Annotated in this window: 10 protein-coding genes; all 10 read right to left on the bottom strand. The window is 28.6% G+C overall.

The genetic code is table 11. The features are described 5' to 3' along the window. Positions 1 to 63: 63 nt before the first annotated feature. The 10 genes from ACIQUC_RS17815 to ACIQUC_RS17770 are packed head-to-tail and all read right to left on the bottom strand — an operon-like array spanning position 64 to position 14,444. Positions 64 to 1,500, bottom strand: a complete 1,437-nt coding sequence (locus ACIQUC_RS17815) for an MFS transporter (RefSeq protein WP_402269463.1) — start codon at positions 1,498 to 1,500, stop codon at positions 64 to 66. Then, positions 1,497 to 2,078 (bottom strand): aminodeoxychorismate/anthranilate synthase component II, encoded by a 582-nt coding sequence (locus ACIQUC_RS17810; protein WP_204973969.1) that lies wholly within the window; start codon positions 2,076 to 2,078, stop codon positions 1,497 to 1,499. Before ACIQUC_RS17810 ends, ACIQUC_RS17815 begins: the two co-directional genes overlap by 4 nt. Continuing rightward, the gene (locus ACIQUC_RS17805) at positions 2,078 to 3,472 is read right to left on the bottom strand and encodes an anthranilate synthase component I family protein (protein ID WP_204973971.1); all 1,395 of its coding nucleotides are present in this window, start codon (positions 3,470 to 3,472) and stop codon (positions 2,078 to 2,080) included. The genes ACIQUC_RS17810 and ACIQUC_RS17805 overlap by 1 nt, the downstream gene beginning before the upstream one ends. A gap of 6 nt (positions 3,473 to 3,478) precedes the next feature. Continuing rightward, the gene (locus ACIQUC_RS17800) at positions 3,479 to 4,780 is read right to left on the bottom strand and encodes a phenylacetate--CoA ligase family protein (RefSeq protein ID WP_402269461.1); all 1,302 of its coding nucleotides are present in this window, start codon (positions 4,778 to 4,780) and stop codon (positions 3,479 to 3,481) included. Beyond that, entirely contained in the window at positions 4,764 to 5,033 is a 270-nt protein-coding gene (locus ACIQUC_RS17795; protein ID WP_103463567.1) for an acyl carrier protein, read from the bottom strand. Before ACIQUC_RS17795 ends, ACIQUC_RS17800 begins: the two co-directional genes overlap by 17 nt. Then, positions 5,033 to 10,426 carry a non-ribosomal peptide synthetase gene (locus tag ACIQUC_RS17790; protein WP_204973975.1) on the bottom strand — a complete coding sequence of 1,798 codons (5,394 nt, stop codon included), beginning with the start codon at positions 10,424 to 10,426 and terminating at the stop codon, positions 5,033 to 5,035. Before ACIQUC_RS17790 ends, ACIQUC_RS17795 begins: the two co-directional genes overlap by 1 nt. Before the next feature lie 12 nt (positions 10,427 to 10,438). Next, positions 10,439 to 11,503, bottom strand: coding sequence for a DNA glycosylase AlkZ-like family protein (locus ACIQUC_RS17785; RefSeq protein WP_103463621.1), 1,065 nt, complete (start codon positions 11,501 to 11,503; stop codon positions 10,439 to 10,441). 9 nt (positions 11,504 to 11,512) lie between these two features. Then, positions 11,513 to 12,871 (bottom strand): serine hydroxymethyltransferase, encoded by a 1,359-nt coding sequence (gene glyA / locus ACIQUC_RS17780; RefSeq protein ID WP_103463620.1) that lies wholly within the window; start codon positions 12,869 to 12,871, stop codon positions 11,513 to 11,515. Further along, positions 12,872 to 13,819, bottom strand: coding sequence for a phosphopantetheine-binding protein (locus ACIQUC_RS17775; RefSeq protein WP_103463619.1), 948 nt, complete (start codon positions 13,817 to 13,819; stop codon positions 12,872 to 12,874). It lies immediately after the preceding gene. A 4-nt stretch (positions 13,820 to 13,823) separates the two neighbouring features. After that, positions 13,824 to 14,444 carry a hypothetical protein gene (locus ACIQUC_RS17770; protein WP_402269457.1) on the bottom strand — a complete coding sequence of 207 codons (621 nt, stop codon included), beginning with the start codon at positions 14,442 to 14,444 and terminating at the stop codon, positions 13,824 to 13,826. Between the last annotated feature and the right edge of the window lie 666 nt (positions 14,445 to 15,110).

Here is a 15,110-nt window from a genome sequence, read left to right as displayed (position 1 = left end):
CCATGCCACGAAATTAGCATCATGCTAGCAAGTTAAGCGAACACTGACATGATAAATTAGTGGTTAGCTATATTTTTTACTTTGCAACAGAACCGATTCGTGAGTATCTTCTAAAGTTTTATTGTTAGCTAATACTATAATTATTCCAATAATTATTAGGATTACTGAAATTATAAAAGCGGCTATAAATCCATTTTGAGTAATAAAATCTTTATTATCAAAGTTTTTAGAGTATGTAGTAGCAACCGATGCTAAGACAGAAACACCTACTACTTGTAGTAATTGCTGTATAGTTGTAGTTATACCACTACCTATTCCAGCATCATCTTCATCAAGATTAAGAGTTGCTAAATATTGAGAAACAGGTGCAACACATCCAAACCCAATAGAAGTAATTAACATTGGAGGAAATATACCTATCCAATAATTATTAACAGGAATACCTATAGTGAATAATATAAAACCTATTCCAGCTAATGTTAAACCAGTTATAGCAGCTTTTTTTGATCCGCTGTTTTCATTTATATATTGAAATAAAAACAGCCCTGGAAAGAATCCAATACAAAATGGTAACCATGCTAAGCCGGATTGCATTGGAGTTAAATTTAAGTTATTCTGTAATATTAAAACACCAAGATAAAATAAAGCTCCCGAATTAATAGCTAAGATTCCAACTATAATATATCCTGTAATTCTTGGAGACTTTTTCATTAATCGCGCAGGTATAATACCCTTTTCTGAGTTTTTACAACGTTTTAGTGTAAATATCACGCCCAAAATACTAAAAGCTAGAAGTAACAGACGTAGCCAAAATAAGTTTTCTAGTCCTGATCCTACAATACTTAAAGCAAATAAAAATACTGAAAAAATTAATAACAACGCATTTTTTAAGTCAATTTTAACTTTATGTTTAGATTTGAAAATAGGTATGTAAAATAATATAGCTACATATATAATCATGATAAAAGGCACATTAATTCCAAAAACCCAGCGCCAAGATAAAAAATCAGTCAATATACCGGATAATAGTACTCCTACAATGGAGCCTAAGCCTCCTAAACTTGACCAGATAGCAAATGCTTTAGATCTTTCTGGTCCTGAAGGGAATAATCTCGATACCATTGCTAAACCTGTAGCAGATGCTAAAGCTTCACCTATACCTTGACCGGTTCTAGAGGTAATCAACATAATTGGATTCATTGAAAAAGCTGCTATTAATGAAAAGGTACAGAATATTAGCACTCCTATTTTAAAAATTTTTGTTAGTCCATAAGCATCGCCAACTTTACCACCAAGTAGTAATAAAGATCCAGCAGCAATTAAGTAAGCATTAACTACCCATGTTAAAGACGAATCAGTAAATCCTAAATCTTCTTTGATTTTGGGTAAAGCAACATTAACAACTGTTGCATCTAATAATAAAATGAATTGAATTACTGAAATTACTGTTAGAGCACTCCATTTACCTTTTTTAGAAATTTCCATCTTATCACTCCTCATAAATTTTTTGTTACTAATTTTAATGAATTTTCAATCATTCTATATCCATATTGAGTCCCTATACTTTCTGGATGGAATTGTACTCCTTCAATAGGTCGGCTTTTATGTCTTATACCCATTATTAAATGAGATTTTTTTTCATAAGCCGTTATTATAATATCATTGTTTTTATTGCTATTTTTAATGGTTAGTGAATGGTATCTAACTACTTTAATAGGATTATTAATATTTAGAAATATTCCTTGTTTATCATGTAATATTTCTGAATATTTTCCATGCTCTATGCTAGGAGCTGATTCAATTTTAAAATTAAAGTATTCTCCTATTGATTGGAATCCAAGGCAAACACCAAAAACAGCTTGTTCAGTTGATATACTGTCAATGATTTTATTATATCCATGCTCACTTGGAGTACCTGGTCCTGGTCCTAGAACTAATAAATCTGGATTCCAACTTTCATATTCTTTAATAGGATTATTAGAAACTCTAACTACTTTGGTATAACAACCTAAATCTTTATAATATTGTTCAATAGTATAAACAAAACTATCAAAAGCATCTATTAATAATATCTTCATTAAAATACTCCTCCAAGTGCTTTTGAAAATGATTGGATCTTATTGCCTGCTTCTTCCCATTCAGAATGAGGGTTCGAATCACTTACAATTCCTGCAGCAGCACGTAAAGAGTAATTACCTTGTTTTCCAAATACTGTTCTTATAGTTAATGCAAAAGTACCTATATTATCTTTAGATAAATAACCAGCACAGCCTGAAAATAAACCGCGAGGGTTATTCTTTTCAAGATCATTTATAATTTCTATAGCTCTTATTTTAGGTGCACCTGTCATTGTACCAGCAGGATAATTATGGGATAAAATATCAAATATATCATAATTTTCATCTACAGTAGTTTCAATTGTAGAAACTAGATGAATTAAAGACCCGTAGTCTTCCTCTTTCATAAATGACGGAACTCTAAGTGAATTTTTTTTTGAACAGCGCGCTAAATCATTACGACTTAAATCTACCAACATCAAATGTTCAGCTTGTTCCTTTGCAATACCTGCTAAATTGTTATTATCCTTATTTTTCAATTTAGTTCCAGCTATAGGTCTAACTTGCGCATTATTGTTTTTTACTCTAATCATTAACTCCGGACTAGATGAAATTACTTTGTTTTCCCCTAGGTCTATATAATACATATATGGAGATGGGTTAATTTTAGTCAAATTTTCAAACAGCTTTAGTGGAGTTATTTGAGAATTTGATTTTGCTAATCTACTTAATTGAACTTGATAAATATCACCGGATTTAATATAGTCTTTTGCTCTTTTTACTGAATTTAAAAACACATTTTTTTCTGTTATATTTTCTATACTACCTTTTTCCCAATGATTTTCTAAATCTAGTTCATATTTAGATTTTAATTTTGCAGTTACACTTTTAACAATATGTTTGAATTCGTCAATGTTTAAATATTTTATTTTAACTCTATTTTCAATACTATAATCATATTGAATAATAGTATGATAGACTCGTATAATAATCTCAGGTTCTTCCTTATTTATAAAAAAATTAGAAATATTTTCAAAAAATCTAGTTGCACTATAACCTAAAACGAAAACTATTGGGTAGTCTTCTGGTAATTGAAGAAGCTTTAATATCTTGCGAAACTTATCTTTGATTTCAATGTCTTTGCTATTCATTATTTTTTTACACTTTTCTAAACAATTTTGAAATATCTTTTCACTAAAGAATTCCCAATTATTATTAATAAATTTAATTTCTAGAAGTAAGCCAATCATTAAATTAGAAGATTTTCCATCAACATTTTGAAACCCTTTACGAGTTTCAAACAATGAAGATTTAGGATAGTCTCGTAAAATTTCTAATTTTTTTTTGATAGACGTTGAAACGTTTGATATATCTTTTTCTAAAGAAAGTATATTGTTAAAATCTTGTTCACACATATAAGTTTATCTCCTATCTATTATTCGAGCACTTTTCCATGAAACATAGGCTCCTGTTTCAGTTTTAGGATCTAACTTATCCTTTGTAGTTATATAAACATCTATATTAAATTTTTTCTTCAAGTTTTTTTCTATGTTTTGAATTTCGCTTTCAGTAACATCTGCCACTACATTAATAGACATATTTTCTTCAGATTTTTCATTTAACCATATAGTGCATTGATAGCCAAATATTGTTTTAAATTCTGATAAAATAGAAGATTCTATAAAGAATGGGCTAATTTCTTTGTTGTCTATAATAATTATATCTTTCACACGACCTAAAATTTTTAAAGTTCTTGGGTTATTTTCATTGTTTATATATGCTAGATCACCGGTTTTAAAGCGTATAAGTGGTTTTGCTCCCGGAACAAGCATAGTAACACATAATTCACCTATTTCTTTGCTCCAATTTGCTAAGGGTATTATTTCTACTATATAATTTGTCTCTGATATAAGAAGTTCTCCATCTATAGTTCCTGTAGCTAATGCGTGAATTTCTTGAGAACCATACAATCCATGTGTACATTTAGCATCCCAGATATTGGAAATGTTTTTTAGCATTTCAGGAGTACATAATTCACCTAAAACAAATATTTGTTTTATAGGTAAACGCGAAGGTTCTATATTTAAGCTTTTATAGTATCTAGCCAAAGCTAAAGCAATGGCAGGTGAACAAATCATAGATTTGACATTTAAATCTTTTATAAGTTGAGCAGCTTTTTCTACTCCGACTCTAGGACTTTCTGGCCAAAGCCTTACAAATGGGATTCCTAAATTCCTACATATCTCTCCGTAAGTGTCTCCAAATGCATATAATTCTGAAGGTCCCATGATTGCTGTTAATGCCTCCATATTACCAAAAGTATTTAAATATGCCTTTTTTAACGCATGCTCTACAAATTTACCACTAGTTTCGATATCTAAAGAAGATCTAGGACAAGGTGTTGGCTTACCAGTTGTTCCAGTTGTTTCATAATAAGTTGCTATTTTATCGAAGTTCATACTACATACATCTCTTCCCACTCTTTGCAAATCAGCTTTTGTTGTAAACGGTATATTTTTTAAAAACGGGAAAATGCTATCATTGTCACATTTTTCTAGAAAAAGATCTTTATAGAATTTTGAATATTTACCTACATAATTTATAATTTCTTTGGCTTTTTCTTCATAATAAGTTCTAGGAAGTATGTTTGTTTTAGAATGACTCAAGAATTCATTTATTTCTTTATTCCATTTTTGGAATACTTTATTATCCATCACTTTCACCACTCTTTGTTATATAATTCACTAAATCATTGATTGAATCACTTAATATTATCTCCTCTAAAGGGATATTGGTATTTAATTTTTCTTCAATATCTATCTTCACTTTCATTGCTGAAAGCGAATCACCACCTATGTCTAAAAAATTATCTTGAGGTATAATATTTTTCTCTTCTAAATGGTTAGATATAGAGTTTATTACAACTCTTAAAACATATTTTCTAGAGTTTGAATTATGTTCCTTTTTTTTGTTCATTACTTATTGGCCTCCTTTATTTTTTTAGAAAGATTTTCTACTGTGTCCTCAGTATCAAACAGCATATGGTTAGATGTTAAATTAAATTCTTTATCTATTTTTTCTTTTATTACATTGTAATATTCCAACTTTTCATCTAATTCCAAATATCTATCTTCAGGAAGAACAACTACATCCTTAAGTGTTTCACTGATTATCTTAATAACCATTTTCAATATATTATTATGTTCATTATTATTAGTTTTCTTTTCTTCACTTGTTAAATCATTTCTTATTCTTTTTATATCAATTTTTCCGTTATTAGATAAAGGGAAGTTCGGTAGCCTTTTTATTAAACTTGGTATCATATAGTCGGGTAAATTTTTCTTTAATTTTTCCAAAAGTTTTTCACTACAATAATTTCCGATATATACCATTGCTATATTTTTGTTTTTTCCATTTTTATCTTTTAACGCTAAAGCTATGGCTTTTTCAACATCTGATAATTCCAATGCTAATTTTTCTATTTCACTTAATTCAATACGTAGCCCTTTAATTTTAATTTGATTATCTATTCTACCTAAAATTTCAATTTCACCATTAGGAAGATACCTGCCTAAGTCTCCAGTTCTATACATTCTTTTTTTTGATTTCGGTTCTATAAAAAAGAAGTAATTAGTTAAATTTTTCTCATCTAAATAACCTCTTGCTAAGGAAATTTCACTTTCTACTATCATTTCTCCAACTACCCAATTAGGACAATGTTCTAAATCATGATTCATAATATGGTATTTTGAATTTGCCATGGGAACCCCATAAATAACTGAATTACAAATTTCTCCTTCGTTTTTTGTTATTTTATGGATAATAGACCAATTCGTGGTTTCAGTAGGGCCACCACAAGAATATAAATCAGAATTAGGATAAATTTTTCTTACTTTTGGTAATAAATCTAAAGGGATCCAATCCCCTGCCATTACAATATTTTTCATAGAAGTAATATTTTTAAAATTCCTTCTACTTTCAGCTATATAACAAACTAATTCCATAATAGCTGGAACACATGCCCAAAAGTTTACGTTATGTTTCTTTTGTAGATTTACCCATGTTTCGATATCAGGACCATTTTTATGTTCAGGTATAACTACTTTTCCGCCATGAAGTAATGGACCAAACACATCAAAAACTGACATATCAAAGTTTAAAGAAGCTGTAGCTAAGTGACATGTTTCGCTATCTAAATTGAATCTCTTTACAACATCATAAATATGATTTATTACTGACTCCTCTGAAATTTCAACACCTTTGGGATTTCCTGTTGAACCAGATGTAAATATGACATAGGGAGAATAATCAATAGGCTTAGTTTTTATTCCTATTTTTTTGTCCTCTGTATTTTCTAAACACTCTATCTCTATTTTGTTTAACCCTTCTATTAATAATGTAACTTCCTTACTAGTAATAATAGTTTTGATGTTTCCTTTTTCAATAATTTTTTTAATTCTCTCTAAAGGGAGATCTATATCAATCGGAACATAACCAGTATTACTTATTAAACAACCATAAACAGCCTGGTATTGATAAACACTTTTAGGGAGTAATATACCTACAAATTCTTTTTCAGCACTACGATATTTGTTGATTAAATTACTTACTTTTTTAGATTTATCTATAATTTCCTTCCAGGTGTATGAATTATTTTTATAGATAAGAAATGTCTCATTAGGTTTTTCTTTTAATTTATTTAATAATAAGTCTCTCAAAGCTATATTAGGTAAAATTGATTCTGTTGAATTTATTGTTTCTCTTTGTTTTTTCTGATATGAGGGTAATAAGTCTAAACTTCTTTTTTTCCAAATTGAAGGATTATCACAAAGATTATTTAATAGTTTAGAGAAAGTTTTAAACATGTCTTCAACGACAACTGGTTGAATTGCATTTTTTAAATAATCCCACTTAAAAATTAAATCACCTTCTGACTCCCTTATTTGAACATCAAGCGTTACTTGAGGAGTTTGAGAAACACCATATACCTCTTTCCCTAGTAAAGAAGCATCACGTCTTTTAGGGTGGCCTAATAAACTAGTTAATACGACCGGCATTAAAGGTTCTTTTCCGTTTTTATTTCTACGAGATAATTCTCTTAAAACTTCTACACCTGTAAATAATCTATTGTCTAGAGCTTCCCATATTTCTTTTTGTAAAATAGAGCCCTTATCTTCTAACTTTAAATTTTTACCTACACTGTACGGAACCAATAATGTATTAGTGAAGTCTCCGACTATATTATCTATATCATCACTAACTGGTAACCTATCTGATACAGGAAAGTTTAACGTAAAATCATTTGATTCATTCCAAAATCGTAAAACTTCACAAAGAATTAAAGCAATAATTCCTGATGGTGAAATTTCCTTTTCCTGACCACTAATTTTAAGTGCGTCCCATTTACTTTTCTCCAATACTCCTTCAAATCTTTTAAATTGATGATGTCCGTTTATTTTCTTTTTATCTACCATTGGTAATTTAGGAGCAGGCGGTAGATTAGTTACTTTATCTAACCAATATTTTTTAGATTCTAAATATTGATTGGTTTTCTTTAAAGATTCTCTATATAACACATAATCCTTAAAACTTGTTTTTATCTCAGGTAAATATTGCTCTCTTCCTGAATAAATATCTATTAAATCTGGTATTAAAACTTGAAATATTGACCATGCATCTGCAATAAGCATATCTATACAAAAATGTAATCTATATTCACTGCTATCTATTTTTGAAAGACTGAATTTGAACAATGGCCAATTAGAAAAACCTATTTCTTCATTAGACATCTTATTTCTAATCCGATTAATTTTATTTTTTTTAAATTCTAGATTTTCTTTACTAAAATCATTAAATTCTAATTCATATGGCTTCGTTAGAGTTTTAATTATTTCCTGTTTCCCTCTATTATTGATTACCATCCGCAACATGTCGTGTCTATTAATCAGATGATTTATAGAATCTGATAATTTTTTAACATCTATTTTATCTACTTTCCATTCAAAGTAACCTTGACAACCTACACCACCATAATTAAAATCCATTCCTCTTCCAATCCATAATGCTTGTTGGCTTTCATTTAATTGGAAAGGTTTATACTTATCAACTTTATTTGTTAATTCAAAGGAAGGCAGTTCATTTTTTTGAGAATTTTCTACCAAATTTACAAATGAGAAAAAAGTTGGATCCTCTAGAAATTCATTCATTTTTATTTTAATTCCTTTTTCATATGACAATTCACCTATTAATCTCATAGCACTTAAAGAATCTCCACCATCATAAAAGAAATTAGAGTTTTTATTTCTTAGGCAAGAATTAGTCCACTTTTCCCATTTGTTTTTTAAATAAAATTCTATTTGTGAAGAAATTTTGATTCTCTTTTGTCCTTTATCAAACTTATAATTTTTTAATTTTTTATAATCGACTTTTTGATTGTTAGTTAAAGGAAGTTTCTTGAATTCTATATGTGTCGGTTCAAAATACCCAGGTAAATATTTCTTTATGTGTTTTCTTATAGAATTTAAAAATTCATTATCAGTTCTATTACTCTCAACAAAAAGAACTATTTTTTCATTTAATAAAACAGCCGCTACTTTTTTAACACCTTTTATTTCTAATACTTTAATTTCTATTTCTGATAAGTCAACTCTATGTCCTCTAACTTTTACTAGTGAATCAATTCTTCCTAAAATTTCAATTTTTCCATTCAATTTTATCCTAGCTCTATCTCCAGTATTGTATTTTAAACGAGAACTATCATCTAAATTATTAATATCAAAAGACTTTTTTGTGTCTTTCGGATTTACATAACCTAAAGATAAAGTTTCTCCTGTAACAACTAGTTCTCCAATACATCCCCTTGGTAATGGAGTCCCTTTTTCATTAACAATATAAGCGTTAGCACCTTCTATAGGATGTCCAACAGTAGGTAAGGTCTTCATGTTTCTATAGGTTGATAAATTTTCAATTGAAACTACCGCTGCTTCTGCAGCACCGTATACGTTGAAAACTGAGTAAAAAATATTATCAGGTGGCCATTTCTTACATTTCTCTCCTGCTATAATCATAGTTGATAATCTGGTTTTTATAGGTGTTTCCCATATAGCTTCAGCAATTGAAGTCATTACAAGTGTATGATTAATTCTTTGTTCATTCATCCAATTTATAATACTAGTAACATCTTTAGATAACTTTTGAGGATATATTTTAATTGTTCCACCAGCACTTAAAACAGGTAAACAATCAACTTCTATCATTCCATAACCAGGAGAAGAAAACCATGTACCTATACTCCCTATATTTAAACTTGCTGTTTTAATTATAGAATCTAAGGTTACAGACATTCCTTTATATGATAAACAAGCTGCTTTAGGTTTCCCTGTTGTGCCAGATGTTCCAGCTATAAAGCTTGATTTTTCATCAAAATTTATAGAGGGAAAACTAGGTTGATTTAACAATTTGCTATCCCACTTTTTTTCCACGTCTAAAGTTATAAATTTATTATTTGGTATAATATCTGAAACTTTATTAGATGTTAGAACTAAATCAGGATCAACATCATCTAGAAAACTCAACAATCTATTAATTGGTTGGCTTATATCCATTAAAACACAGGTACCACCAATGCGTTGAACTGCTAAAACAGCTAATAAATATTTCCAACTTTTTTCTATACATAATGCTACTTTAATTTGCTGTTTTTTTACTTTTTCACTTATATTATTTACTAATACACTAGACTTATCCCATAATTCTTCATAACTCAATTTGACACTGTTTTCTTCATCTACAATAGCTATTTTATTGCCATCTTTTTTGACAATTTCATAAAATCGCTGTGCAAAAGTTTTTATTTTAACTTCTTTCGAACTAACATCTTCATAATTTTGATAAAAATGCTCGTCTAAAGTGAATTTAAATACCTTCAAAAGCTCATAAAAATTAATTTCACTTATTTTTATTTTTTTGACTTTTAAATACCAAAAATTTCCATCGTAGACTAAATTTACTGTACCATCAAATTCTTTCTTATCAGTAATAGTTATATCAATATCTTCATCATTGTTATTATTTAGGAACTCTTCGTTTATTTTAGGATTTTCACTTAGAAGCTTGCTTGCATATTCCATAAAGTTAGTTGTTTTACTAATTTCATCTTTATTAGATTTGATAATTTTTTTTTGATCATTAAATTCTAATTTTATATTAGTAACTGTTTTTTCATTGATATATGAGGTTGTTTTTACTACTAAAGCTAACATTGATAGAATATCAAAGTTTTTATTTTGAATTAATTTTTCACTCCAAAACTCTTTGTCTGTATCAAAATACTCAGATTCAAAAATTTCCCATACTTCATGGTTCAACATTTCAACCACTCCCTATTTAGAATATTCTACACCTAATCTTGCGCACCATTTTAATATCGCACTATTTATAATTTTTAAATTTTCAACCTTAATATGAGAGAGATCTGATTCAAAAATACGTTTATTATTTCTTTTCCTTATTTTCCAAGTTGCTACAGCTTGATTTCCTAGTATTATTACTGGCAATCCATTTCCTGATTTATCATATGCTCCTATATCTTTTAGCCCTAGACTTTCTCTTTGAATAGAATTAGGACTATATCCCATTAAAATTGGATCCCAAGCAGGTAATAATTTACACTCATCTATATTTTCATCTTTCATTTCAAAAAATTTGAATTCTTTATATTTTTTTGAATGGATCCAGAAATCTTCACTTAATTTTTTTGAATTGATTCGTTTCAAAATTGATAACGCTTCCTTTTTGCCAATCCCCATCCACCAAGATATGTCTTCAGATGTAACAGGTCCATACTGATACAGATAACTCTCAACTAATTCTTTCTTTATTTTTTCTAAATCATAATCAATATTCCAAAAATTATATGGCAAACTTTTATACCCCCATCTATTTGACCATATGTTTTTAGTGGGGATTCTCAATAAATCACCTATATAAGTACCAAAGTTAACAATAGATCTAATACTTTTTTTATTAATATCCATATATTTTCTAATACTTTCTAAACTTTTAGGATTATCGCTTGTATAATGTTTAATTTGTATTATAAATTTCTTATAATCTTCAAAGGTTAAATTTCCTTCTTTTAATCTCCATTCATGTTTTGAATAATCCATTTTAAATGTATTGAATACTTTTTTTGCTATTTCCCTTTTCATTATAAATTTAGATTTTCTCATTCCTGGAATTCTAATTAAATTTTCAGATTCCTCCATAGAAATAGCTTGACTCAATGTTATATTTGAATTTCTTGACATCACAACTTGCCAGCTAGTTGGTCTACTAGAATATATTCCAATATATAAACTGGAAATTTCTTCAAGATTCATATTTTCCATTTTTTTTAAATGTTCATAAATTAGCCATTTAGAAATTTTTTCTTTACTTATACTCATAAAATCACCTTAATATTTTTGAGTATATTTTTTTATAGGATATTTTTCACAGAGATCTTGAACTGTAATCTTAAAATTATTTACTGATTCTTCTGATAATTCATAACTCTTATCATCAATGACTTTTATTTTCGTTAAAATTTCATCTATTAAATCAACAATTTTAGAGCATCCTTCCGTATCCAGATACCTTTGGGCTAACGCACCTGTTCCAATTCGCAAACCACTTGTTATAGTCGATGTTCTTTTTTCTCCTGGTATTCTATTCTTATTAACTATTATTGAGCATTCCTCTAATGCTTTTTCAGCAATAATACCTGTAATATTTTCTGGCAATTCAACCAAAATTGTATGATTTTTAGTACCATTACCTATAACTTTATAACCTTTCTTAATTAATAAACTTGCTATTAAATCTGCTATTTCTCTAATTCTTCCTATATATTCATAAAATTCTCTTGATTTTGCATATTCAAACGTCACTGCTTTGGCTGCTATATTATTTACTGCTGGAGCTCCTTGCATCCACGGGAATATAGACTTTTGTAATAACTTCCTAAAAGTGATGTTTTTTCCTGGGACGATTTCATCAGAATCATTACCCGATAAAATTAAACCGCCTCTGGGTCCTGCTAACTGTTTATGAGTACATGTAGTAGTTATATGTGCTTGGTTTATTGGGCTAGGATGTCTATTGGTAACTACTAAACCAGCTATATGAGAAATATCGGCCATTAAAATTGCACCGACTGAGTCTGCTATTTCTCTAAACTTTTTAAAATCTACAACTTGAGAATAAGCTGTAGCTCCGCAAATGATAAGTCTTGGTCTATACTTTTTAGCTATTCTTTCAACTTCGTCGTAATCGATTATTCCTTGATTATCCACATGATAACCTATAGCTTTATAATAATTACCAGAAAAAGTTACTTTACTCCCGTGTGTTAAATGTCCTCCATCATCTAGTGACATACCTAATATAGTATCTCCAGGATCTAAAATTGCAGATAACACTTGATAATTAGCACTAGATGCAGAATGTGGTTGTACCCCAGCATATTTCGCATCGAAAATTTGACAAGCTCTATCAATTGCTAATTGCTCTATTTTATCAACAAACTCACAACCTGCATGGTACCTTTTACCTGGTTTTCCTTCTGCTGTAACATTAACTAACGTTGATGATGTTGCATATAAAATGCTAGGATCCACCGCACAACAAGACGCAACTAGTGAAAGTGATTTATGTTGCTTCTCAATCTCTTTATCAAGTATATTATTAACTTCTAAGTCTTTATATATTAGTTCAGTTTTACCTTTACTTATTAAATCAAATTGATTGTCTATAATTTTATATTTATTTTTCATTTATTCATCATCCTTTTGTATATAAGAATATATAGCTTTTTCAACTTCTGATAAATGTGTCTTTAAAAAGTAGTGTCCACCCTCATGAACTATTTCTTTTTCGTTTATTTCTAAAAACTTCTTCCAATCATCGATAGCTTTAGATGTATGTGATATCGAGGGATCATTATCTCCTAATAATATTTTAGCAACGGGCTTATCGTACTTATCTCCTAGTAGTATTCTATACATCTCATTAGATATTATGTGGTCTCTTCGCCCTCGAGTTAACATACCCGAAATTTCTTTATCATTTAATCCTTCGAAACCGCCAATAGATCTTAGGTAATCACCCCACTCTTCATTTGATGTTATTCGTGACTCTTCAAGCGATTTATCAGGGTTAATAACCGGCATAGAAGCACCTATTATTAAATATATGTTTTTTTTATTTAATTTTGAAGCTAAATAAGTAGCCGTTGATGCACCAGCACAATGGCCATATATAATAATTTTTTTACTATTAATTTTATTAATCTCCGCAATAATACTTTCAAACTTTTTTTCTAGATATTCTTCGTCTGAAGAAATATCACCGAAGTCAACCCCGTAAACCATAAAATCATCATTGTCTTTAAATATATTCTTATACGAAGTTGGGTCTCCTCCACCAAATGGGACACCAATAAAAACATTATTGATTTCATGATTTATAATTTTTTCATTTTTTAACGGGATTAATCGAGCGAATTTTCTGGCTTTTTCACCGTTAAGATATTCCATTAACTTTAACGGGGTAGGATTTTCAAAAATAGTTATTATTGGTAAATCATTATCTAGAGAACTCATTAGTCTTATAGCATCAAAAGAATCTCCACCTTTTTCAAAAAAATTAGAATTATCATTAATATCATCTGTTTCTAATATATCTTTAAAGTTTTTTTTAATATATTGAATATCATATTCCATTTATTTAATCTCCTTTAAAATTCAATTCTAATTTATTTAGTAATTTTTTTATCGCTTCTTTAGAGCAGAATTTTCCTTCGAGTATTATTTTTACAATACTGTCATTCCTATGATCTATTTCAATTCCAACTGGGAAAGTATTGTCTAGTGTATACTGGGAAGGGATATTTCTAATTGTAGATGTATTGATAAATAATTCTGATAACAAACAAGCATCTAAAATGTACTTATAAGTACTATCTTTAAATGCCTTAGCTTCTAAACTAACTCCTTTTTTTATTTCCGAATATACAGATTTCTCATCTGTTTTTATAGGAATCAGTCCTGTAGTCATGCCTAAGCAATCATAATCGTAAACAGATGACCATAATTGAGATGTGCACAAAATATTACCACTACAAAAAACTTTTTCTTCTTTTAAAAATTCTACTAATTCAAACAAAAATTCTTCCACACAAACAGAAAAATTCAACTTTTTAGAAATAGTAATTCGTGGTTTTTCAATATCCCAGCTTAATGCTCCCTTTCGAGAAAGTTTTATTGGTTTAAATTCATTTTTATTTTTATATGGAGAATGCATAAAATTATATTGCTTTTGTATGTAATCTTTATAATTACTCTTCATGGTCTTTGCTTTATTTATAGCGTCTTTGATAGAAATGTTTATTCCAGTTTCAATTAAATTGATAAACAAATTTAACGTTCTTTCATCTGCTAAGTAATGATTTATAGATAAAGCATAAGTTGTGCTATCCTTTTCTTCTTTAATTCCTAAGACAAATAGTTTTTTTTTTTATTAACTTTTGGTTCTCTAATAATATTGTCCTTTTTTCATTATTTTTAAAATAGTAAATATAAATATCATCTTCAGAAATATTACAACCCCATCCAACGTTTATAAGACTTTTATAGAAATTTATCGGAAGTTTCCGTTTAGATGATATGTTTTTATACAAGCTTACAGAATTTCCAACTCCTGTCTTTTGTTCTTTTAAATATAACAACATAGCCTCAAAACTTAAATTATTTAAATTAATTTTTATTCACCTTCTTACTTTTATATAAGAAAAAATAATGATATATTATAAATCTACTTTTACAACATATCATAAAACAGTGCATTTATATATAAACTTTACAAAGTTATAATAAAATTAAAAAAAGGAGGAAAATATGAAGAAAGCATTATTTATTTTGGTTCTGTTGCAAAGTAAAAAATATAGCTAACCACTAATTTATCATGTCAGTGTTCGCTTAACTTGCTAGCATGATGCTAATTTCGTGGCATGGC

Source organism: Curtobacterium sp. NPDC098951 (assembly GCF_044759965.1).
In the GTDB taxonomy this organism is placed as follows: Bacteria; Actinomycetota; Actinomycetes; order Actinomycetales; family Microbacteriaceae; genus Curtobacterium.
Note: the sequence above shows the minus strand (reverse complement) of the source record. Positions and strands in the feature narration are given on the sequence as shown.